General features: G+C 58.1%; 15 protein-coding genes. 10 read left to right on the top strand and 5 right to left on the bottom strand.

Annotation, left to right across the window (positions count from 1 at the left end):
- Nucleotides 1-105 precede the first annotated feature (105 nt).
- Both DNI29_RS05230 and DNI29_RS05225 read right to left on the bottom strand, forming a co-directional pair.
- Nucleotides 106-1,170 carry a glycosyltransferase family 9 protein gene (locus tag DNI29_RS05230; RefSeq protein WP_110976984.1) on the bottom strand — a complete coding sequence of 355 codons (1,065 nt, stop codon included), beginning with the start codon at nt 1,168-1,170 and terminating at the stop codon, nt 106-108.
- Nucleotides 1,171-1,181: 11 nt separating this feature from the next.
- On the bottom strand, nt 1,182-2,936 hold the full coding sequence (locus tag DNI29_RS05225) for a DNA polymerase/3'-5' exonuclease PolX (RefSeq protein ID WP_110976983.1): 1,755 nt from the start codon (nt 2,934-2,936) through the stop codon (nt 1,182-1,184).
- Nucleotides 2,937-3,123: 187 nt separating this feature from the next.
- Here DNI29_RS05225 and DNI29_RS05220 point away from each other — a divergent pair, with 187 nt between their 5' ends.
- From DNI29_RS05220 to DNI29_RS05210, 3 genes are all read left to right on the top strand, one after another.
- Complete coding sequence (locus DNI29_RS05220) at nt 3,124-3,525, top strand: hypothetical protein (protein WP_110976982.1); 402 nt, start codon at nt 3,124-3,126, stop codon at nt 3,523-3,525.
- A 188-nt stretch (nt 3,526-3,713) separates the two neighbouring features.
- Nucleotides 3,714-4,121, top strand: a complete 408-nt coding sequence (locus DNI29_RS05215) for an EVE domain-containing protein (protein ID WP_110976981.1) — start codon at nt 3,714-3,716, stop codon at nt 4,119-4,121.
- A 188-nt stretch (nt 4,122-4,309) separates the two neighbouring features.
- Entirely contained in the window at nt 4,310-5,899 is a 1,590-nt protein-coding gene (locus DNI29_RS05210) for a hypothetical protein (protein ID WP_123823078.1), read from the top strand.
- Nucleotides 5,900-5,980: 81 nt separating this feature from the next.
- Here DNI29_RS05210 and DNI29_RS05205 read toward each other — a convergent pair whose 3' ends face one another.
- The 3 genes from DNI29_RS05205 to DNI29_RS05195 form a co-directional block, all read right to left on the bottom strand.
- Nucleotides 5,981-6,541: a DUF4252 domain-containing protein gene (locus DNI29_RS05205; RefSeq protein ID WP_110976979.1), complete on the bottom strand. Its 561-nt coding sequence runs from the start codon at nt 6,539-6,541 to the stop codon at nt 5,981-5,983.
- Nucleotides 6,542-6,697: 156 nt separating this feature from the next.
- Nucleotides 6,698-8,179, bottom strand: coding sequence for an OmpA family protein (locus DNI29_RS25235; RefSeq protein WP_110976978.1), 1,482 nt, complete (start codon nt 8,177-8,179; stop codon nt 6,698-6,700).
- Between the two features lie 339 nt (nt 8,180-8,518).
- Nucleotides 8,519-9,808 (bottom strand): aminopeptidase P N-terminal domain-containing protein, encoded by a 1,290-nt coding sequence (locus DNI29_RS05195; RefSeq protein WP_110976977.1) that lies wholly within the window; start codon nt 9,806-9,808, stop codon nt 8,519-8,521.
- 281 nt (nt 9,809-10,089) lie between these two features.
- Between DNI29_RS05195 and DNI29_RS05190 the strand changes: the two genes are divergently transcribed.
- From DNI29_RS05190 to DNI29_RS05160, 7 genes are all read left to right on the top strand, one after another.
- Nucleotides 10,090-11,127: a glycosyltransferase family 9 protein gene (locus DNI29_RS05190; RefSeq protein ID WP_110976976.1), complete on the top strand. Its 1,038-nt coding sequence runs from the start codon at nt 10,090-10,092 to the stop codon at nt 11,125-11,127.
- A gap of 214 nt (nt 11,128-11,341) precedes the next feature.
- Complete coding sequence (locus DNI29_RS05185) at nt 11,342-12,574, top strand: M16 family metallopeptidase (protein ID WP_110976975.1); 1,233 nt, start codon at nt 11,342-11,344, stop codon at nt 12,572-12,574.
- Nucleotides 12,575-12,781: 207 nt separating this feature from the next.
- Nucleotides 12,782-13,225, top strand: a complete 444-nt coding sequence (locus tag DNI29_RS05180) for a YDG/SRA domain-containing protein (protein WP_110976974.1) — start codon at nt 12,782-12,784, stop codon at nt 13,223-13,225.
- 99 nt (nt 13,226-13,324) lie between these two features.
- Complete coding sequence (locus tag DNI29_RS05175; protein WP_110976973.1) at nt 13,325-13,969, top strand: O-methyltransferase; 645 nt, start codon at nt 13,325-13,327, stop codon at nt 13,967-13,969.
- 173 nt (nt 13,970-14,142) lie between these two features.
- Nucleotides 14,143-17,130, top strand: a complete 2,988-nt coding sequence (locus DNI29_RS05170) for an outer membrane beta-barrel protein (RefSeq protein WP_162303517.1) — start codon at nt 14,143-14,145, stop codon at nt 17,128-17,130.
- 239 nt (nt 17,131-17,369) lie between these two features.
- Nucleotides 17,370-19,598 (top strand): LysM peptidoglycan-binding domain-containing protein, encoded by a 2,229-nt coding sequence (locus tag DNI29_RS05165; RefSeq protein ID WP_110976971.1) that lies wholly within the window; start codon nt 17,370-17,372, stop codon nt 19,596-19,598.
- Nucleotides 19,599-19,643: 45 nt separating this feature from the next.
- The gene (locus tag DNI29_RS05160; protein ID WP_110976970.1) at nt 19,644-20,384 is read left to right on the top strand and encodes a LysM peptidoglycan-binding domain-containing protein; all 741 of its coding nucleotides are present in this window, start codon (nt 19,644-19,646) and stop codon (nt 20,382-20,384) included.
- The last annotated feature ends 199 nt before the right edge of the window (nt 20,385-20,583 follow it).

Genomic DNA, 20,583 nt, shown 5'->3' with positions numbered 1-20,583 from the left:
TGAGGGAAATGAAGAATTTTAGGATTTTGCCTGACCAATCAGCTTACAAGTATAAGCGGTCCGCAGGCAATTTCATGCGTTCTTCATTTTCTACAAAGTCGAAATTTATCGGCCGTCGCGGGCGGGTGGTAAGTCGAGGTTGAAGACGATGTCGCGCATGCAGCGGAAGTGCCCCTGCGGACATTTCTCGTAGCCGATTTTAGAGCAGGGCCGGCACGGTAGCCCGGGCACCTCCAGCACGCGGAACTCGGTGCGGTACGGGTACATGCCAAACTCCGGAACGGTATTGCCCCACACACTGAATATCTCTTTCCGGAATGCCGCCGCAATGTGCATCAGCCCGGTGTCGTGGCTGACTACCAAGCGGGCCTGCCGCACCAAGGAGGCCGACTGGTTCAGGTTGAATTTCCCGCAGGCGTTGTAGATCAGGGTCTGGGCATTTGAAGTGCCGGAAGAGGTAGGGAAATAGTACGGGCTTTCCGGAATCCGGCCAGGTGCGGGCGGCGAAACGGCCGTTTGGGTATCGAAAGCCAACTCGATAATGTGGCCGGTACTTTCGTCGCCGGGGCCGCCCAGCAATATCACCGGCTGGCGGAGCAGGCCACACAGCTCAATGATGCGCTCTACGGGCAGGCGTTTGGTGGCATGCTGGGCCCCAATAGCAAACGCCACGTAACCCCGCTGAAAAGCCGGGGGTAGGGCGCTGCGGACATCTACCTCGTCGTGGGCCGGAATAAAGTAATCTAGCCCTTGTCCGTCGTTCTTCACCCCCAGGGGCGCGGCGGCCTCCAAGTACCGGTCTACGATGTGGACGCGGGGTAGGGTGTTGATCTTAAAGCGCACCAGCAACCACTTACGCCAGTTCAGCTTGTCAAATGAAGCTGACTTTACCCCAAGTTGGGCCTTGATAAGTGCCGTGCGCAGGTTATGGTGCAGATCTACAATGAAATCAAATTTTTCGGCTCGCAACTCGGCCACCAGCTCCTGCAGAGAGCCACTGAGGCAGTGCACCTTATCGATGTAAGGATTGGGTTCCAGGAAGCTGCGGAAGCCCGGCTTGGTAGCAAAATGTACCTGCGCCCCTGGCACCTGCAGCTTCAGGCACCGCACTACGGGCGTCGTCAGCACAATGTCGCCGATGGAAGAAAAGCGCAGAACCAGAATTTTCATACCTCCTACCCCTATCCGAACAGTGAATCCTTAAACTCCAGCGGAGCCTTGATACCGGCCTTGCGCTGGGCGAAATACGCAGCTACTTCCTCCGCCGATTTAGTATTGAACGTCATGTCCTTGGTCAGACCACCCTTTCGGCCCATCAGTACGCCGTAACGCATGTCGGCGTAGCCGTTGGTGTGGTGGGCATCGGGGTTGATGCTGAGCTGTACGCCTTTGTCGAGGGCATAGCGGACCCAGCGCCAGTCTAGGTCGAGGCGCCAAGGGTTGGCGTTGATTTCGATGATGACGTTGTGTTGAGCGCAGGCATCAATCACGGCCTTATGGTCGAGGGGGTAGCCTTCGCGGCGCAGCAGCAGGCGCCCCGTAGGGTGGCCCAGCATAGTGGTGTAGGGGTTCTCGATGGCGCGCAGCACGCGGGCAGTGGCTTTGCGCTCGTCCATTTTCAGGTTGGAGTGCACCGAGGCCACAATGAAATCGAAGGTTTCGAGCACTGGGGGGGTGTAGTCCAGAGACCCATCGGAAAGGATATCTGACTCGATGCCCTTAAAAATTCGGAACGGGGCCAGTTCCTGGTTCAGCTCATCGATTTCGCGCTGTTGTTGGCGCACCCGCTCTGGCTGAAGGCCGTTGGCATAGTGTGCCGCCTGCGAATGGTCGCAGATACCGAGGTACTCGTAGCCTTGGTCGCGCAGAAACGTGGCCATTTCGCGGAGGCTATGGCTGCCGTCGGAGTAGGTACTGTGGTTGTGCAGGGAGCCGCGCAAGTCGGCGTCGGTGAGCAGGGTAGGCAGCTTGTTGGCGCGGGCTAGCTCCAATTCACCGAGGCCTTCGCGCAACTCGGGCTCCACGTACTGCAGGCCGGCCCGCTGGTACAGAGCCTGCTCGGAGTTAAATTGCTCGCGCTTTAGCCACTGGCGCAGGGTAGCGGGCTGACCCGGCCGGGCTTCCTCTAGAACAGCGCCGCTGAGGTGGGGCTCGGCCGCTGAGTGCAGCAGCAACTGGTTGGTGAAGTTGGCGGGGGTAGCCAGTATAATTTCCACTTTCACGCCGGAGGTAGTGGCTGTACCGCGCCACGCAAAAGGCCCGCTGCGGCGCGCATCAGGTGTAATGCCTTCCAGCTGGTCCAGCAGCTCATGCACCTGCGCGGGCTGGGTGGTGGCTACCACCAGCAGCACGGTTTCCACAGTTTCGAGGCGGCGGCGCACTTCCCCGGCCACGGCCGCCTGCTCCACGCCGGCTACTTCCCGCACGCGGCGGGCTAGGTCTTCGGCCAGCTCCTCGGCCTGGGGGTAAAGCAGCTTGCCCTGGCTTTGGCTGGTAAATTCAAGGGCGGCCAGAATAGATTCCTGGGTTTTCTTCCCGAAGCCTTTGAGCTTGCTGACCTCGTCGTTTTCGGCGGCTTGGCGGAGCTGTTCGGGGCTTTCAATGCCCAGCTCTTTCCACAAAGCCCGGATTTTCTTGGGGCCAATGCCTTTGATGTTCAGCAGCTCGATAACGCCGGGCGGCGTAATGCTCAGCAGGCGCGTGAGTTCTTCAAACGAACCCGTATCCAGCATTTCGGCCACCTTAGCGGCGGCGGTTTTGCTCAGGCCGGTGCGGTCCGGGAGGCCGTGGCGCTCAATATCGGCTACGGGCACGCTCAGCTGCTCCAGTGCATTCACGGTGCCCTCGTAGGCTCGGATTTTAAACGGATTTTCCTCGTGCAGCTCCAGCAGTTGGGCAGTGAGGCGGAAGGCTCGGATAAGGGCGCGGTTGTCCATGGCGGGCAAAGGTAACTTGTGGGAAAGGCTTTCGGATGCACGAGGCCAAAACAGAGTTCCTCGCCCCCGATTTGCTACCTTGGGCGCGGAAAGCAGGCCTGAAATGGCCTTCTTTGGTACGAAAGCCGTAGGTAAATGGCTACTTCCGCTTTCTACTTCTTCCTACCCTCCCTGAAACTGTAAACCCATGCGTCTGTTCGCCCTGTTGTGTTCCCTGAGCGTGCTGTTACTGGCCGCTACCTGCCAAAGTGACCCTCGCGCCGCCAGCCAGCTTAAGAAGCTAGAGCGGACCTGGCTGCATGCCCACGAAGAAGACCAAGGAGATATACAGGTGTACCGGCCCAACACGTACGCCTTCCCGCCTTCCCGGGGCCGCACCGGCTTTGCCTTCGACCATAATGGCCTGTTCACTCAGTACGATATAGCCCCTACCGATGGCATTGAGGATAGGAAAGGCCGCTGGACTCCTGAAAACGAGCACGCCGTGCGTATCACCCTCGATGACAAGAAAGACCCCGACTACACCTTGGAAATTGTGTCTCTGGAAAACGACGTGCTAAAAGTGCGCCGGGTAGAAGGAGTGAAATAGTGGCTGAGCGAAAAAGTCCGGTTCAGGTTGTGCTGGTGGACATCCGAGCCCTTGCGTTCAGGGCAATTATAGCCGTTCCCTTGCTCGAACAGAGCGCAAAGTGAAACTTCGCGGCAGGTTCTTCGCCTACCCTTACCGGTCAGCCGCGAGAACGTAATTCGCACTTCACCATCTCAGTATTGCACCACTTGAACTACTGGCTCGTTAAATCTGAACCTGCGGCCTACTCCTGGGCCGATTTCACCCGCGACGGCGGCACCGATTGGACCGGCGTCCGAAACTTTCAGGCCCGCAACTTCCTGCAACAAATGCAGCCCGGCGACCTGGTGCTCTACTACCACAGCGTCACTGACAAAGAGGTAGTGGGTATTGCCACCGTGGCCGCGCCCGCCGCCCCTGATGCTACCGCCGAGGCAGGTAGTGGCTGGGTGGCCGTACATTTGAAACCACACCAGCCCCTACCCCGCCCGGTGTCTCTGGCCCAGATAAAGCAGGATGCCCGCCTTACCCAGATTGGGTTGCTGCGCCAGTCGCGGCTTTCCGTGATGCCCCTGAAACCTGAGGAGTTCGACGTGCTGCTGGAACTAGGCAGCTAACTACTTCGGTTGGTTTTACTGGTTACCTGCTACCCTTGCCGCTCCCGGCAGGGGTAGTGTTTTTTTAAAGCTTGCGGGAGCTGTGCTATCCAAACAAAAATGCCGTATGAGCTAGGGCCTGGGCTAGGTGTTACGCGGGTTTCGCTGTATCTTACTTAGCCGCGCTCCTACCCCCTCCGGCCTGTGCTATGAGATACTTGTACCCGCTGATCAGCCTGCTGCTTTGCCTCACGGCAGCCCAAGCCCAGAATGCAAAGCAGCCCCCTAAGCCACCCGTAGAGCCCGCCCAGCCCTACCGCCTGGAGCTTCCGCTGGAACCCTATACCAGTGATGTGCTCGTGCAGCCTATGCCCGAAGACAGCAGTGTGGTGCTGCTGGTTGAAAAAGACCCGCTGCTCTTTAGCAAGACAGAATACACATTCCAGAAGTTTGACCACCGGCTGAAGCCTGGCGTGGTTGTGCCTATTCCGGTGCCGAAGGGCTACGAGTTTCGCCAGATTTGCGCCGAAGGCACCGACGTGTACGCTCTGTTTCAGGGCACCGTGGAAAGCACACTCTGGGTAGCCGCTTTCGATACCCGTACCGGCGAGCTAGGCACCGGCGAGTTCAAGACCAAGCGCGTCCGTGAAGTGCATGACCTGAAGGCCCTGCATGGCAACCTCTTCGTGACGGTGGAGGTGGATATGCACCTGACGCTGCTGCTGCTGGATTTAGAAGAAGCCAAGTTTCAGTTTCTGCCCTCGGTGTACGAGCCTCTGCCGGCTACCTTCACCCTGCTGGCCGACTCGGTAACCAAGCGGGCCGAGCTGATTCTAAGCGAAACCAACGGCTTTAAGTCGCGGCTGCAGCTGAAGCAGCTCTCGGACAACGGTCAGTTACTCCACTCCGAATTTGTGCAGGCTGGCAGCGAGCGAGGACTGCTGGAAGCTCAGCTCAGCCCCGGCGACAGCGCTGCCCGCCTACTAGCTGGGACCTACACCCTCCGCGACTCCCGTTACTCTCAGGGCTTGTTTGCGGCCGATTTGAATGCGGGAGTTACTACCACCGGGCAGCGCCGCTCTTTGCGCTACTACGATTTTCTGAACCTGAAGCACTTCTTCGATTTTATGAAGCCCGCCCGCCTGGCCCGTTTGCGCCAGCGCAGCGAACGGCTCAAAGCTACCGACCGGCAGTACCGCCACCGCTACCGCCTGCTTATGCACGATATGCTCCCGACTCGCGACGGGTACGTGCTGGTAGCAGAGGTGTACTATCCGCGCTATAACTACACCAGTTACAACAACTTTGGTGGCCTTTACAACTACGGCTACCCCGGTTTCGGTCCCCTAACCCGCTCCTACATTCCGTACAACAACCGCCGCAACGAAGCGTACCGTACCACCCACGCCCTCATCTGTGGCTTCGACCGGCAGGGCAACCTTCTCTGGGACAATTCCTTCCTTATGGAAGAGGTAGAGCAGTTCGCTCTCCGCGAAACCGTGCGGGTGCGCCCCCTACCCGATGGTCAGCACATGGCCATGGCCTACCTCAAAGATGAAGACCTGTACTACAAGATTGTGGACAAGGCGGCCCCCTCGCCGAACGACTGGCAGGTAAAAATTCAAACCAACGCCACTGGCGCCGAAGAGAAAATCACGAATACCCAGCAGGAGCAGCTATCTGCCTGGTACGGCAGCCGCTTTCTGGCATCGGGCTATCAGAGTGTCAGACCCCCAACCGGCCCCAACCGGGAGATATTTTTCCTGAACGTGATAGAGTTTAAACAGGCCCTTCAATAGGCTTTAGATTGCTCAGGATATCGGATAATAAAAAAGCTACGCTGCCAGGCAGCGTAGCTTTTTTGTTGAGGTTACGGGCTCTTAGTTACCTGTTTCGTTTATCACGTTGGGCAGAATTTTGGAAAGCTGGCTGACTTGTTCTCGGGTGAAATTGCCGGCCACTGATATCAGCACAAAGGAATCAGCTGAGTTCTGCTTGCCAACAGCCACAAACTCGGAAACCCGGCCGCCCTGCTCGCGCACGGAATACCGGAGTTGGTTCGGGTTATCGGTGGCGTTGGCTACAGTCAGGGGCGTGTATCGTTCGTTGGCCAGCAGTCCTTCCACCTCCCGGTCCAGGCCTTCCGTTACGAGGTTGCGGGCGCTGCTAGTGGTAGGCGCAAAAGTGATAATCTTGGCGCTGCGGATAGAGGTGAGAGCTTCGCTGATGTCGTTGCCGCCGCCTAGTTTGGCAATGCGCCCCAGTAGGAAGCGGGTGGTCAGGCCGGCATTCCAGTCGGTAGCTTTAAAGCCAGGGCGGTTTTCATACTTGTTGAAGAACTCAGCTACCGTGCGCGCCGGCTTGCCCGGCCCGCTGGCGCGGCAGCCAGCCAGTACCATCAGGACCACGGCCAGCAAGAAGGAAAAAGAACGAATTTTCATGGGCTTGAAATAAGGAGGATTTTTTGGTTTCTACAGCGCCCTGGGCCAACCGTTCCCAGGGCAGGTTCAGGCTACGGCCGGGGGTAGGCCATTTGACCACACAAAAAAAGCGGCGTGCCACTTGGCACGCCGCTTTTCAAGGGTTACTCCGCCGGATTAGGGCTGGGGAGCATTCGGGATGAAGAATTCGAACTTAAACTCTACCCGACGGTTCTGCGACATGTTTTTCGACGAGGTGTTCGGAGCAGCAGGCTCCGATTCACCACGACCTTCCGTCACGATGCGAGCTGGGTCAACTTGCTTGCCAGTGAAGTAGCGCTTCACCGAGCCAGCACGACGCTCCGACAGGCCTTGGTTGTACTCATCGGTACCGCGCGAGTCAGCGTGGCCGATAACACGGAGGCTGTACTCGGGGTGGTCTTTGAGGGCTTTCACCATTTTGTCAAGCGTGCCGTAGGAGGTGCGCTTAATTACGGTGCTGTTGGTTTCGAAACGAACTGGTTGCTCCAGTTTGCGCACGCCCGGATCGATTTCCATGGGGCAGCCATTGGCATCTACGCGGGCACCTTTCGGAGTATCGGGGCACTTATCAGCGCTGTCTGGAACACCGTCGCCGTCGGCGTCAACCACCAGCGGGCAGCCGTTAGCATCTACTTGGGTACCAGCCGGCGTGCCGGGGCACTTATCATTCTGGTCAGCTACACCGTCACCGTCAGCATCAGGGCAGCCGCGCAGAGCGGGCAGGCCAGCCTGGTCGGGGCACTGGTCGTCTTTGTCAGCCACGCCGTCGTTGTCACGGTCGGGGCAGCCTTGCATAGCAGCGGTGCCAGCTTCGGTCGGGCACTGATCCTGGTAATCTGGAACGCCATCCTTGTCGCCGTCGAGGGGGCAGCCGTTTTCATCAACTGCTACGCCAGCGGGTGTGTCGGGGCATTTGTCTTTGCGGTCAGAAACACCGTCACCGTCGGTGTCTTTGGCTTTACCAAGGGCAATGTTCAGGCCCACAGTGTGCTGCAGGAATTTGTCGTCCCACTTGTTATCGTCGCGGGCGGGGTCGCCATCGATGTTGGCGTTCAGCGGAATGTGCTGCCCGGTCTGAATGAACAGGCCAACAGCCTCACCCAACCGGAAGTTGATACCAGCGGCCCCAAATAGGTCGAAGTAGCTCTTATCCTGGTCAGTATTGATAGTTTGGTTGTTGCGGAACACAGTGCCTTCGCGGCTGGTGTACGTCAGGCCGGGAGCGGCCAGCAGATAGGGCTGGATGAAAGCATCCTCTTTCAACGCCCAACCATTGTTCAGCTTCAGCTTCAGACCCAGGTTCACGTTCACTACGTTGGTAGCGAAGTTGCTGCCAAAGTACGGCGCGGCGTTCGGAGCATTTTTCTTGAACTCCACATAATTACCGCTCAATTGCAGATCGAGGCCAGGAGACAAGTAACGGCTGATGGTAATGCCGGGAGCATACTTGTTTTCGCCCCACTTCCAGTAGTCGGAACCGAAGTTGCCTTTGTACTGCATGGCACTAACATTGATGCCAATGGCTGTCCGCCGGTCGGCGGTCTGGGCCTGGGCCCGCGGGGCTGCTGCCAGAAGCGACAGACCCAAGGCTGTTGATGTTGCTAAAAGATGTCTCATGGGTGCGAAATTAGGTGGAAGAATTGCACAGGCGGAAGCCGCCACCGTCCGAGCAGGATGAATCCGGACTATCCGCCTATACCTACCCTATCCCAATAAAGTTGCCCCAAGACTAGTAAAAACCCATTTTATATGGCATTTTTCTCAGCTCAACCACAACATATTCAGTTATTTATATTCAGCTCAACCAATATTCGCAAGTATTGTACTTGTATTGCAACAGGAAAATTTTTTCTGAGATAAGGTCAATAAAATAAAATGTAAAAAAAGAAGGTGCTTCTTATTCGAAGCACCTTCTTTTAGAAGAAAAACTGTACTTATCGGCGCTGAAGTCAGCCGCTAGCGTTGCATCAGACGCTCAATATCGGCGGCCTCCAGTGGGATATTCTTCATTAAATCCTCGTTGCCGGTTTTTGTAATGAGAATATCATTTTCCAGCCGGATACCGAGGCCTTCCTCCCGGATGTAAATACCCGGCTCGCAGGTGTAAACCATGCCCGCCTCAAAGGTGCGATACTTAGCCCCTACATCGTGCACATCGAGGCCAAGGTAGTGGGAGGTACCGTGCATAAAGTACTTCTTGTAGAGCGGCGCAGCTGGGTCCTGGTTTTTCACATCCTGCGCGTTCAGCAGGTCCAGCTTAATCAACTCCTGCTCCATAGTGCGGCCCACGGCGGCGTGGTACTCTTCAATGTTATTACCGACCACCAGTTGGGAGGTAGCAAACTTCATCACGCGTAGCACCGCCTCGTACACGTCGCGCTGGCGTTTCGTGAATTTGCCGTTCACGGGGATGGAGCGCGAAAGGTCGGCGGCGTAATTGGCGTACTCGGCCCCGAAGTCCAGCAGCAGCACGTCGCCATCCTGGCACTCCCGGTCGTTCGAGACGTAGTGCAGAATGCAGGCGTTGGCTCCAGAAGCAATAATGCTACCATAGGCCGGGCCGCGGGAGCCGTTGCGCAGAAACTCATGGAAGATTTCGGCTTCAATTTCATACTCCATCACGCCGGGGCGCACAAAGCCCAGCAGGCGGCGGAAGGCCTGGTCAGTGATGTCAGCAGCGCGGCGCATCAGCCGAATTTCCTCATCGCTCTTGATGGCGCGTAGGTGATGCAGGATGGGTGCAGCCCGGCGGTAGGTGTGCAGGGGGTAGGCCTCCCGAATCCACTTGATGAAGCGGGCGTCGCGGGTTTCTACCTCCACCACGGAGCGAATGTGCTCATTGGTGTTCAAAAACACATTTTCGGCCTCATTCATGAGGGCCGGCAGCACTGTTTTAAACGAATCGAGCCACATGATGGTGCGCACGCCGGTTTGCTCACGGGCCTGCTCCTTAGTCAGCTTGTAGCCTTCCCACACCAGAATATGCTCCGAGGTTTCTTTCAGAAACAGGATTTCGCGGTATTGGGGCAGGGTTGCATCCGGAAAAATCACCAGGATGCTTTCTTCCTGATCGACACCGGAAAGGTAAAACAGATCGTTGTTCTGGCGGAAGGGCATCGTGCCGTCCGCGTTAGTCGGCATGATGTCGTTGGAGTGGAAAATGGCCAGGGAAGCGGGCGGCAGTTGCTGCGTAAAGCGGCGGCGATTTTCAATAAACAGATCGGGCGAAATAGAGCCGTAGCGCATGAGCGGGAAGCGGGTAAAGTGGCACAAACGGAAATCAGGAGGAGCCGGCGGAGCGGCCGGGGCAAGTTAGGCAGAAGCCGGCGGCTTTGGCTGTCTTAAAGAGGTTGCTACCCCCTAAAGAACCACCTAACCTGGCAAAAGGCTGTTGCCGCCGCATGCTTCAGGCGCAGGCGTTGTTTTGCGCTTAGTTGAAAGAGAAACCAGCGGCTTCCGCCGAGTAATAAGACAAAAAGGTGGCGAACCTGCGGCGGAGCGGTATCTTTGTGGCCTGCTATTGCACTATGCCTGAGCCAGCCAACCGTCCTGCCGTCCTGCTTATCCAAACTGCCTTTATCGGCGATGTTATTCTGGCCACGGCGCTACTGGAGCATTTGCACCACACGGAGCCCGGTACACCCGTCGATTTTCTGGTGCGCAAAGGCAACGAAGGGTTGCTGAAAAGTCATCCGCATGTGCGGCAAGTGCTCATCTGGGACAAGAAAAAGGATAAATACCGCGGGCTCTGGAAGCTGCTGCAGCAAATACGTCGCTTTGACTATGGCCGCGTGGTTACGCTGCAGCGCTTTGCCAGCACAGGCTTCCTGACGGCTTTTTCGGGCGCGCCGGAGCGCATTGGTTTCGATAAAAACCCCTTTGCGGTGCGCTTCACGCAGGCCATCCCGCACGTTATTGGCTCGGGTGTGCACGAGGTATCCCGGAACCTGCACCTACTGGATCCTGCCTACTCCGGCCCACTCACTCCGCCCCGCCTCTATCCTACCCCCACTGATGAAGCCGCTGCGGCCGAAGCAGCGGCCCTGGCCGGCGGCAACCCTTACATCTGCATCGCGCCTACCTCGGTGTGGTTTACCAAGCAGTTTCCGGAGGAGCAATGGCTGAAGCTGCTGGCCGCCCTACCCCCTCAGTACACCGTGTACCTGCTCGGCGGCCCACCCGACGTCGAAGGCTGTGAGCGAATCAGGGTGGCTACTACCCGCCCCAATGTGATAAACCTGGCCGGTAAACTATCGTTGCTGGCCTCAGCGGCCTTAATGCGGGGAGCTGCCCTTAATTACGTCAACGATTCAGCACCCATGCACTTGTGCTCGGCCGTGGGCGCGCCGGTATGTGCTGTGTATTGCTCCACAGTGCCCTATTTCGGGTTTGGGCCGTTAAGTCCGTTTTCGCGGGTAGTGCAGATTGAAGAAGAGTTGGAGTGCCAGCCCTGCGGCCTGCACGGCTACCGCAAGTGCCCACTCGGCCATTTCCGCTGCGCCCACGGCATCCGGACTCAGCAACTGCTGGCGGCTCTTGCGGAGGCGGAGGCCTTCAGGGTATAAGAATAGAAGTTTAGGGGTTGAAAAAGGCATCGGGGTAAGTGTTTACGCCAGCTGACAAGCTACTTTGCTTGGTTAGGCGTGGCATTGCACCTCATTCCATATTGCCCGCATACCCTACCCTTCTCGTACCTTTGCAACCACGCGCATAGCTGCGTGGTTATACAGGGCCGGGACTGCTATATTCCAGCTCCGAACCTACCCAAGACCCCATAAAATGTCTGATTACGACCTGTACGAGTTGCCGAATGGCATCCGGGTTCTGCATAAACAAGTTCCGCATACCAAAATTGCCCACTGCGGCTTCCTGCTGGACATTGGTTCGCGCGATGAAAAGCTCCACCAGCTGGGCCTGGCGCACTTTTGGGAGCACATGGCTTTCAAAGGCACCGAAAAGCGCAAGAGCTTTCATATTCTTAACCGCCTTGAAACGGTAGGCGGCGAGCTGAATGCTTATACCACCAAGGAGAAAATCTGCTTCTATGCCTCTTTGCTGAGCACTCACTTCGAGCGGGCGTTCGAGCTGCTGACCGACCTGACGTTCCACTCAGTGTTTCCGGAAAAGGAGATTGAAAAGGAGCGCGGGGTGATTCTGGAGGAAATGTCGATGTACCACGACGCGCCCGAGGATGCCATCATTGATGACTTCGATGACGTGGTGTTTGCTCGTCACCCACTAGGCCACAACATTTTGGGCACTCGGGAAAGCGTAGCGGGATTTCAGCAGGCCGATTTCCGGCAGTTCCTCAAAGACAACGTGCGCACCGACCGGCTGGTGTTCAGCTCCGTCAGCAACCTACCGTTTAAGGAAGTGAAGCGCTTGGCCGACAAGTTTCTGGCGCCGCTACCAGCGCAGTTGGGCGCCCGGCCGCGCACCCCTTTCTCGGGCTACCAGCGCCTGGAGCGGCTGGAGCGCAAGCCCATTACTCAGGCTCACTGCCTGATTGGTGGCCCCGCCTACGCCCTGCACGACGAGCGACGGATTCCATTTTTCCTGCTGAGCAACCTGCTGGGTGGCCCCGGCATGAACTCCCGCCTCAATCTGGCTGTGCGCGAGAAATATGGCCTCGTGTACACCATCGATGCTACCTACTCGCCCTACACTGATACCGGGCTGTTCGGTATCTATTTCGGTACTGAGAAGAAGCAGGTGAACCGCACAATTTCCTTGGTACAGAAGGAGCTGAAGCGCCTGCGGGAGCAAGCCCTGGGCACCTCCCAGCTGCACACCTCCAAGGAGCAGCTCATGGGCCAGCTGGCCATGGCCGAGGAAAGCAATGGTGGCCTTATGCAGTTGCTGGGCAAAAGCACCCTTGATCTGGGCCGGGTGGAAAGCATCAATGAAATTTTCGACCAGGTGCGCCGCATCACGTCGTCGCAGCTGCTGGAACTCGCCAACGACATTCTGACCGAAGACAACCTAAGCGTACTGCAATACGTGCCGGAGTAGGTGGTTGATTAAGTGCATGGCGAAGTACAGTTGGCGCCATCCTTCTTCCTCTGTGACACGCTTGATACAATGACAAACCCTTGACGATTGCACAACCGTCAAGGGTTTGTCGCGTTTCGTGGGGGTAGGAAAGTGGCAAGGGAGACTAATATTGCTGCGTCGCTTGCTAAGCCATTTCACTCATTCGCTCAACTACTTACTCACCACTTGCCCACCTTCGGACACATAAGCTACTACCGCCCCGGCGATGTGCTGGAGAACCGGCTGGCACTGAGCCGGGCAGGGCTGCACCGGCCTACCCGGGCCGGCGTGAGCGGCAGTGAGGCAGATGGGGCCGATTCCATTATTCTGGCTGATCAGTATGAGGATGACGATTTCCGGGAAGATGACATCATCTACTCGGGCAGTGGCGGCCGTGACCCGCGCACCGGCAAGCAAGTCACCAACCAAGAAATGACCGGCCGGAACCTGATGTTGCGCCGCAGTCTGGAAACCGGCCAGCCCGTGCGCGTATTCCGGAAGGTACCGACGGAAACCGGCAGCGGCTACCGCTATGAGGGCCTGTTCAAAGTAACTAACGCCTTGTACGAGAAAGGCAAGTCGGGCTTTCTGGTCTGGAAGTTTTTCCTGGTGCCACTGTCTGAATCATAACGGTTCATTGGGTAGAGAAAAATGCAGAACTGGGGGCAACCTACCCCGCCTACCCCCTATTTGCTACTGAACCCGGCACGGCTGGGTTATCTTTGCCCCATGTACTCCGCCGACGAAACCCAGCTCTACGCTGACCGCCACACTACGCCCGAAAGCCCCTTGCTTGCCCGCCTCAACCGCGAAACTCATGTGCAACTGCTGTACGCCCGCATGATTTCGGGGCACGCGCAGGGGCGGCTGCTGAGCATGCTGAGCCATATGGTGCGGCCCTGGCGCGTATTGGAGCTGGGCACATTCACGGGCTATTCGGCCCTGTGTCTGGCGGAGGGGCTAGCGCCCGATGGGGTGCTGCATACCATTGAGCAGAACCCGGAACTGGAGGACCGCATTCGGCGCTACGTACGGGAGGCGGGCCAGGAGCAGCAGATTCAGCTGCATATTGGTGATGCCCGCCGTATTATTCCTACCCTACCCGAAACCTGGGACCTAGTGTTCATTGATGCCGATAAAATCAACAACGACACCTACTACGAGCTGGTACTGCCGCAGGTGCGCCCCGGCGGTTTCGTGCTGATTGATAACGTGCTGCGCAGTGGGCAAGTGCTGGACTCCTATGTGGTGAAGCCATCGGATAAAGACACCCAGGCCGTTCGGGCATTTAACGACAAAGTACAAGCTGATGAACGGGTAGAAAACGTATTGCTACCCCTGCGCGACGGGCTGCTAGTGGTGCGCAAAAAATAGCTCCCGGCGGGGCTTAGCAGGTTAGAAATCGAATTCCTTTAGAAAATAAATAATTGGTTTTCAAGGCTCAGCCTTACAATTAGCCAGAATCTATATCTGCCGCCTTCCAACTGGTTAAACGATTACGAGGAATTTGCGTCTATGCGGGCTAGTGACTTATGCTCCCCCTACTGATGCAAAAACGTTTTCTATTCCTTTTGCTGTTTCTAGCGGTGCTTGTGCAGGCGGCGCAGGCACAGACCTCCACCGTTAGCGGACGGGTGCTTGATAGCAAAGACCAATCGCCGCTGATTGGGGCCAATGTGCTGCTCACCCAGATACCTGACTCAGTGCGCCGAGGCGCGGCCGTGGAGGCCGATGGCTCTTTCGCGGTGCCTGGCGTAACTCCTGGTCGCTACATCCTGACGGTTTCGTTTCTGGGCTACCAAAACCTGCGCCGTACGGTGGAGGTAGGCACTGAGCCGCTGGCGCTTGGCACGCTCTCGTTGCAGGCCGGCGGGGGCATTGCTTTAAAGGGTGTGGAGGTAGTAGGCCGCGCCGCAGCAGCAGTACAGAAGGGCGACACGGCCCAGTTTAACGCTGGCTCCTACAAAACCAACCCCGACGCCAACGCCCAGGACCTTATCACCAAAATGCCCGGCGTGACCGTGGACCCTACCTCGGGGCGTGTGCAGGCCCAAGGCGAGCAGGTACAACGGGTGCTAGTAGATGGTAAAGAGTTTTTTGGCAACGACCCCGACGCTGTGCTGAAGAATATTCCGGCCGAGGTCATCGACAAGATTCAGGTGTACGACCGGTCTTCGGACCAGGCTCAGTTTACGGGTTTCGATGATGGCAACCAGCAGAAAACCATCAACATCGTAACCAAGCCCAGCTTCCGCAACGGCACGTTCGGGCGGGTGCTGGCCGGCTATGGCCCCCAAGACGACCGGTACCGCATCAGCGGCAACATCAACCAGTTCAAGGGCAAGCAGCGCCTCTCTATTGTGGCCCAGAGCAACAACGTAAACGAGCAGAACTTCGGAACCGAGGACCTGCTGGGGGTAGTAGGCAACTCGCGCCAGGGTGGCGGTGGTGGCCAGGGCCAGCGGGGCCAGGGCGGCGGCCGCGTGGGCGGTGGCGGACAAGGTGGCGGCGGAGGCGGTGGTGGCAACGCCGGAGACTTTCTGGTGAGCCAGCAGGGCGGCATCTCGAAAACCCACGCCCTGGGCCTGAACTACTCCGACACCTGGGGCACCAAAACCGATGTGCAAGGCAGCTACTTTTTCAACCTCAGCGACAATACCAGCCGCACCAACCTGCTGCGCCGCTATGTGGCCCCCACCGGCCAAAGCCAGGATTTACGGTACAACGAAAACTCTCTGGCCAGCAGCCGCAACATCAACAACCGCTTCAACCTGCGCCTCGACCACAAGTTCGACTCGCTGAACTCCTTGCTGTGGCGCCCCAGTCTTTCGGTACAGCGCAACACGGGCAACAGCCTGCTCGATGGCCGCACGTTTGAGGTGGCGGGCAACGAGGCCGGCATTGACCAGGGCGCTAACAATAGCACCTACCGCTCGGCCCTAACGGGTATTACGGCCACGAACCAGTTGCTGTATCGGCATCGGTTTCAGCGCCGGGGCCGCACTTTCTCGCTGGGCCTGAACACGAGCTATAACAATAAGGATGGCGACAACAACCTGTTCTCGAACACCTCTTTCCTGCGCCAAGACACGCTACGCACAACTACTCTCAACCAGTTTTCGGAGCTGGAGCAGACCGGCTGGGCCTGGACCGGCAACGCCAACTATACTGAGCCTCTGAGCCAGAACAGCATTCTGCAGCTGAGCTACACGCTTTCCTACACACCAAACGACTCCGACAAGAAAACCTACAACTTCTCGCCCGGTGAGCAGCAGTACTCTATCCTGAACGATACGCTGAGCAACGTTTTCCAGAGCCGCTACCTCACGAATACCGGTGAAGTCACGTACCGCTACCAAACCAAGGAAATTCAATGGTCTTTAGGGGCAGCCGTGCAAAGTGCCCAGCTCCGCAGCGAACAGGAGTTTCCGCGCCCCGGTACTACCCGCCGAAACTTCCTGAACGTGCTGCCCAATGCCCAGTTCCGCTACAATTTCTCGAAGCAGCAGAACCTGCGGGTGAACTACCGCATGAACACCAACCCACCGAGCATCAGCCAACTGCAGGAGGTAGTCAATAACTCCAACCCGCTACAGCTGACCACCGGCAACCCCAATCTGCGCCAGGAAAACCGCCACAACCTATTTGTGCGCTACTCCTCGGCAGTGCCCGAAAAATCGACGTCGTTTTTTGCGCTGTTGGGTGGCTCTTATGTGGACAACTATATCACCAACAACACCATTTATGCTGGTGCCGAGCCGATTGTGGAAAATGGCGTGATTATTCCGGCCGGCGGCCAGCTCACGCGCCCCGTCAACCTAAACCAGCAATACTCGCTCCGGTCATTCCTGAACTACAGCTTGCCGCTGGCTTTCATCAAATCAAACCTGAATCTGAATGCCAACGCTACCTACTCCCAAACGCCGGGCTTGGTATTTGGGGAGCTGAACTATAGCCGCACGCCCAACGTGGGGCTGGGCGCAGTGCTCAGCAGCAACATCAGCCCCGAGCTGGATTTTACCCTGTCTTCGAACTCCAGCCAGAGCTACGTGCGCAACACCCTGCGCCAGCAGCTCAACAACCGCTTTTTCCGCCAAACCACCAGCCTGCGCCTCAACTGGATTATTGTGAAGGGCGTGACGCTGCAGTCGGACGTGAACCACCAGCTGTACACCGGCTTATCGGCGGGCTACAACCAGAACTTTGTGCTCTGGAATGCCTCCCTGGGCAAGAAGCTGGGCGCCAAGCAGCAGGCCGAAGTGAAGCTTTTCGCCTTTGACTTGCTGGGCCAGAACAACAGCATTCAGCGCAACATCACGGCGGCCTACACCGAGGACATTCAAACGAATATTCTGCAGCAGTACTTCATGCTGATGTTCACCTACAACATCCGCAGCTTTGGCGGGGGCCGCGGCGACGCCCTGCCCGGCACCGATGGACAGCGGCCCGGTGGGCAGCGCCCCGGTGGTTTCGGACCTCCTCCGGGTGGCGGTAGCCCCGGTGGCTTTGGTCCGCCCCCCGGCGGTGGTATGTAAACCTTACCCCCTTTAAAGCCAGCAAGGCTCCTGCTTCCGGTGGGGGCCTTGCTGGCTTTAAAGGGGGTAGGAAACAGACCTCTTTCCTGGCAATCAGCAGGAGGCCAGAGAGTAGTATTCTACCATTCTATTGGATTTGCGGCGAAGAGGCCCGTCGGCACCCAATTTTTCTTCTACTTTGTAGGCTGACGGGGCCGGCAACGCATTTGAGGGTGGCCCCGCATGTTGCTTGCCTCTTTATGAAACGAGTTGTACTCCTGCTGTTTTTTCTGCTGCCCCTGCTGGTGGCCGCCCAAACCGTTCCCGTTCCGCAGGAGCTGAGCATAGCCGGGCTACGGGTGCGGCTGACGGATGGCGGCCGGATGGCCATTCAACAAAAGGTAGATGCCCTGCGTCGCCACCAGGCCTCATTCCAGGCCCGCGTGGTGCTGGCCGATGCCTACTTCCCGCTTATTGATCGGGTATTTCAGCAGGAAGGCCTGCCCCTCGACTTTCACTTTCTGGCGCTCCAGGAAAGCGGCCTGCAGGGCGATGCGCAAAGCATTCATGATGCCATTGGCTACTGGCAGTTCAAGCGCGAGTCGGCGGCAGACTATGGGTTGGTGATGAACGATGCGGTAGATGAGCGCAAGCACATTGTAGCTTCCTCGAAAGCCGCCGCTCAATATTTGCTGCGCAACAACAAGGTGCTGCACAACTGGGCCAATACGCTGCTAAGCTACAACCTGGGCCTAACCGGTACCAAGCCCTATACCCTACCCACCGATTTCGACGCAACCGAGGTAGAAGTTTCGGAGCAGACGCACCAGTACATTCTCACATTTCTGGCCCACAAAGTCGCGTATGAGTCAGCCATTGGCTTGAACACGCGGCCGCCGCTGCAGTTTCAGGAGTTTCCGGCCCCTGCCGGTCAGCCACTGTCGGTGATGGCGCAGGCCATGCAGCAAAACCCCGAGGACCTAGCCAAGCACAACCGCTGGCTGCTGGCGCCCACCGTGCCCACCGACCGAGTGTACACCATGCTGGTGCCCATTACTGACCCGCTGCAGCTTACGGCCCTGGCAGCCCAGCAGAAAAATGCTACCGCCGGTCAGCTGCTCAACCAACCTACCCCCGACCCCGAAAACGCGGATTTCGTGCGGGTAAATGGCCTGCGCGCGTTGGTGGCTCTGCCCGGCGACACGAAGGAAAGCCTAGCCAAGCGGGCCGGCCTGAAGATGAAGAAGTTCATGCAGTTCAACGACCTGTTTGCCTTCGATAACATTGTAACCGGCCAGCCCTACTTTGTGCAGAAGAAGCGCGACAAGGCCGCCGTGGAATACCACGTAGCCCGCCCCGGCGAAAGCGTCGCAACGGTGTCGCAGAAATATGGGGTGCGCGCCAAGGCCATCTGGAGCAAGAACCGCATGCCCCGCAACGAGGAGCTACGGCCGGGCCGGGTGCTGTGGCTGCAGCACACCCGCCCGAAAAACGTGCCGGTAGAATACGCCGATGCCACCAACGCCACGGCCCTGGCCACCTTCGAAAAGCCAGTAGCTACCACCCCGGCAGCCCCCGCTCCCGCCGCTACTCCTACCCCTGTCCCGCAGCCCAAGCAGCCTGAGAAAAAGCGTAAGCTGGATGAGACGGAGCCCTACATGGGCCGCACGGTTGGCTCGGCCCGGGTGCTGGAAGATGCCGTGGAAGAGGAAAGCAGCACCGTAGTGCAGCCCGATAGCGCCACCGACGAGCACACCGAAAACCTAAACGAATTACCACCGGCATCTGCCCCATCGGCTCCTACTGCTACTCCGCGTCCTACCCCTACCCCATCGTCCAACGCCCCGGCTCCTAAAAAGCCACTGCCCGCTACTACCAGCGTAGCAGATGAGCCCACCGGCGAGGAACCGTCCGCGCTGCCACAAACGCCGGCTACTCGTCCGGTTCCGGTAACGCCTACCCCCGCTCCAGCCCCGAACCCGGTTTCCGCAGCCCCGACAGCCACCCCAAAGCCGGCTACCACAGCCACACCTCGGCCGCTGCCGCCTGCTCAGCCTACCCCAGCTACTACTGTGGAGCCAATACCGGCTAATGGTCGGCACGTAGTTCAGCCCAAGGAAAATCTGTACTCTATTGCCCGCCGCTTCGGCCTGCGCCCCGCCGACATTGTTGCCTGGAACAACCTTCCGCAAAGTCCTTCCCTGCGCATCGGACAAGTGTTGCAGGTTACCGCCCCTGATTCTGTAGCTGCTCCGGTATCTCCGGCTCCAGCCCCGCGGCCTGCGGCCCCAGCACCCAAGCCAACGGCCCCCGTTGCGGCTCCGGCCCCAGCAGCGGCTTCCGTGCGCCACACTGTGCAGGCTGGGGAAACAATGTATAGCATCTCGCGCAAGTACGGCGTCACTATCAAGCAGATTATGGAGTGGAATAGTAAGCCCGATTTCTCTGTGAAGCCCGGCGAAGTGCTCCTGATTCAGCCGGCCAAATAGCTTCTTCTCTTACGTTACCCCGAGTTAGTCTTCGTTTTATTTCGCATGCGTTTTCTTTCCCGCACCTTTTTCCTGGTGGCCGGCATTTCTCTGGCTTCCTTCGCCGCCCAGGCCCAGCAGTCAGCGCCTACCCCCGCCCTATCCGATGACTCCGTGCGCGTAATGTCGGGCTTGGTTCAAAGCAGCGTCCGGCAGTTACGGGCCATTTATTTCGAGCCGAAAGATGCCCGCGCTGTGGAGCTTATCAATGCAGCCTTGGTAGAAATTCCCGCCCTAAATCAGCGCCTCAGCCATTACACCGCCAGCCTACCCCGCGAGCAGCAGCAGCAACTGGCCCAGCGCCTGCGCCGCCAGCCCTGGCAGGTGGAGTTGAACACGTTACTGCGCAGCCCCCAGTTCAAGGGCTTCGATGCCCGGGCCGCCAAAAATGCTGACCTAAAGCTGGCGGCCGAGCGCCTGCGGGCGTCCGGGTTTATCGGAACCAGCAAAGCGCCGGTTACCCCGGTAACGCCCGCAGCAGTTGCTGCTACCCCTGCCGCCCCGGCCAAGCCGGCCGCTGCTCCGGCAATAGTGGCTGCTGGCCCCGTTAAGTCGTTGGTTCCGGCCGCGAAACCCGCTGCTCCTGCCCCGGCCACGGCAGCGCATCATACCGTACAGAAAGGCGAAACCTTGTTCAGCATCTCGCGGCAATATGGCGTTACGCCAGCTCAACTGCAGGAATGGAACGACAAGCCCGATAATGGCGTGAAAATCGGGGAAGTGCTGGTAGTAGAAGCTGGCAAATAGCCCTGGTGCTTACACCTCAGAAGAAAAGGCAGCCCACTCGGCTGCCTTTTCCTGTTTAGTGGGCTTTTGCTTGGTCGTGCCCACCAAGGGGCACGCTACCCACCGCTTTTCTGTTAATACACCAAAATCCGTTGTCGCGCAACGTTTCCTACCCTCACATTTGGCGGTAACTTTACTATCCGCTTGGGGCCTCTTATGG

This window comes from Hymenobacter sediminis (genome assembly GCF_003231285.1).
In the GTDB taxonomy this organism is placed as follows: domain Bacteria; phylum Bacteroidota; class Bacteroidia; order Cytophagales; family Hymenobacteraceae; genus Hymenobacter; species Hymenobacter sediminis.
This window is presented reverse-complemented; position numbering and strand designations above follow the sequence as displayed.

What these genes read in the sequence shown, in the direction of transcription:
- DNI29_RS25235 (WP_110976978.1), bottom strand. Translation starts at nt 8,179, where the DNA reads ATGAGACATCTTTTAGCAACATCAACAGCCTTGGGTCTGTCGCTTCTG.
- DNI29_RS05175 (WP_110976973.1), top strand. Translation starts at nt 13,325, where the DNA reads ATGTACTCCGCCGACGAAACCCAGCTCTACGCTGACCGCCACACTACG.
- DNI29_RS05170 (WP_162303517.1), top strand. Translation starts at nt 14,143, where the DNA reads ATGCAAAAACGTTTTCTATTCCTTTTGCTGTTTCTAGCGGTGCTTGTG.
- DNI29_RS05160 (WP_110976970.1), top strand. Translation starts at nt 19,644, where the DNA reads ATGCGTTTTCTTTCCCGCACCTTTTTCCTGGTGGCCGGCATTTCTCTG.
- DNI29_RS05190 (WP_110976976.1), top strand. Translation starts at nt 10,090, where the DNA reads ATGCCTGAGCCAGCCAACCGTCCTGCCGTCCTGCTTATCCAAACTGCC.
- DNI29_RS05185 (WP_110976975.1), top strand. Translation starts at nt 11,342, where the DNA reads ATGTCTGATTACGACCTGTACGAGTTGCCGAATGGCATCCGGGTTCTG.
- DNI29_RS05205 (WP_110976979.1), bottom strand. Translation starts at nt 6,541, where the DNA reads ATGAAAATTCGTTCTTTTTCCTTCTTGCTGGCCGTGGTCCTGATGGTA.
- DNI29_RS05230 (WP_110976984.1), bottom strand. Translation starts at nt 1,170, where the DNA reads ATGAAAATTCTGGTTCTGCGCTTTTCTTCCATCGGCGACATTGTGCTG.
- DNI29_RS05195 (WP_110976977.1), bottom strand. Translation starts at nt 9,808, where the DNA reads ATGCGCTACGGCTCTATTTCGCCCGATCTGTTTATTGAAAATCGCCGC.
- DNI29_RS05165 (WP_110976971.1), top strand. Translation starts at nt 17,370, where the DNA reads ATGAAACGAGTTGTACTCCTGCTGTTTTTTCTGCTGCCCCTGCTGGTG.
- DNI29_RS05220 (WP_110976982.1), top strand. Translation starts at nt 3,124, where the DNA reads ATGCGTCTGTTCGCCCTGTTGTGTTCCCTGAGCGTGCTGTTACTGGCC.
- DNI29_RS05210 (WP_123823078.1), top strand. Translation starts at nt 4,310, where the DNA reads ATGAGATACTTGTACCCGCTGATCAGCCTGCTGCTTTGCCTCACGGCA.
- DNI29_RS05225 (WP_110976983.1), bottom strand. Translation starts at nt 2,936, where the DNA reads ATGGACAACCGCGCCCTTATCCGAGCCTTCCGCCTCACTGCCCAACTG.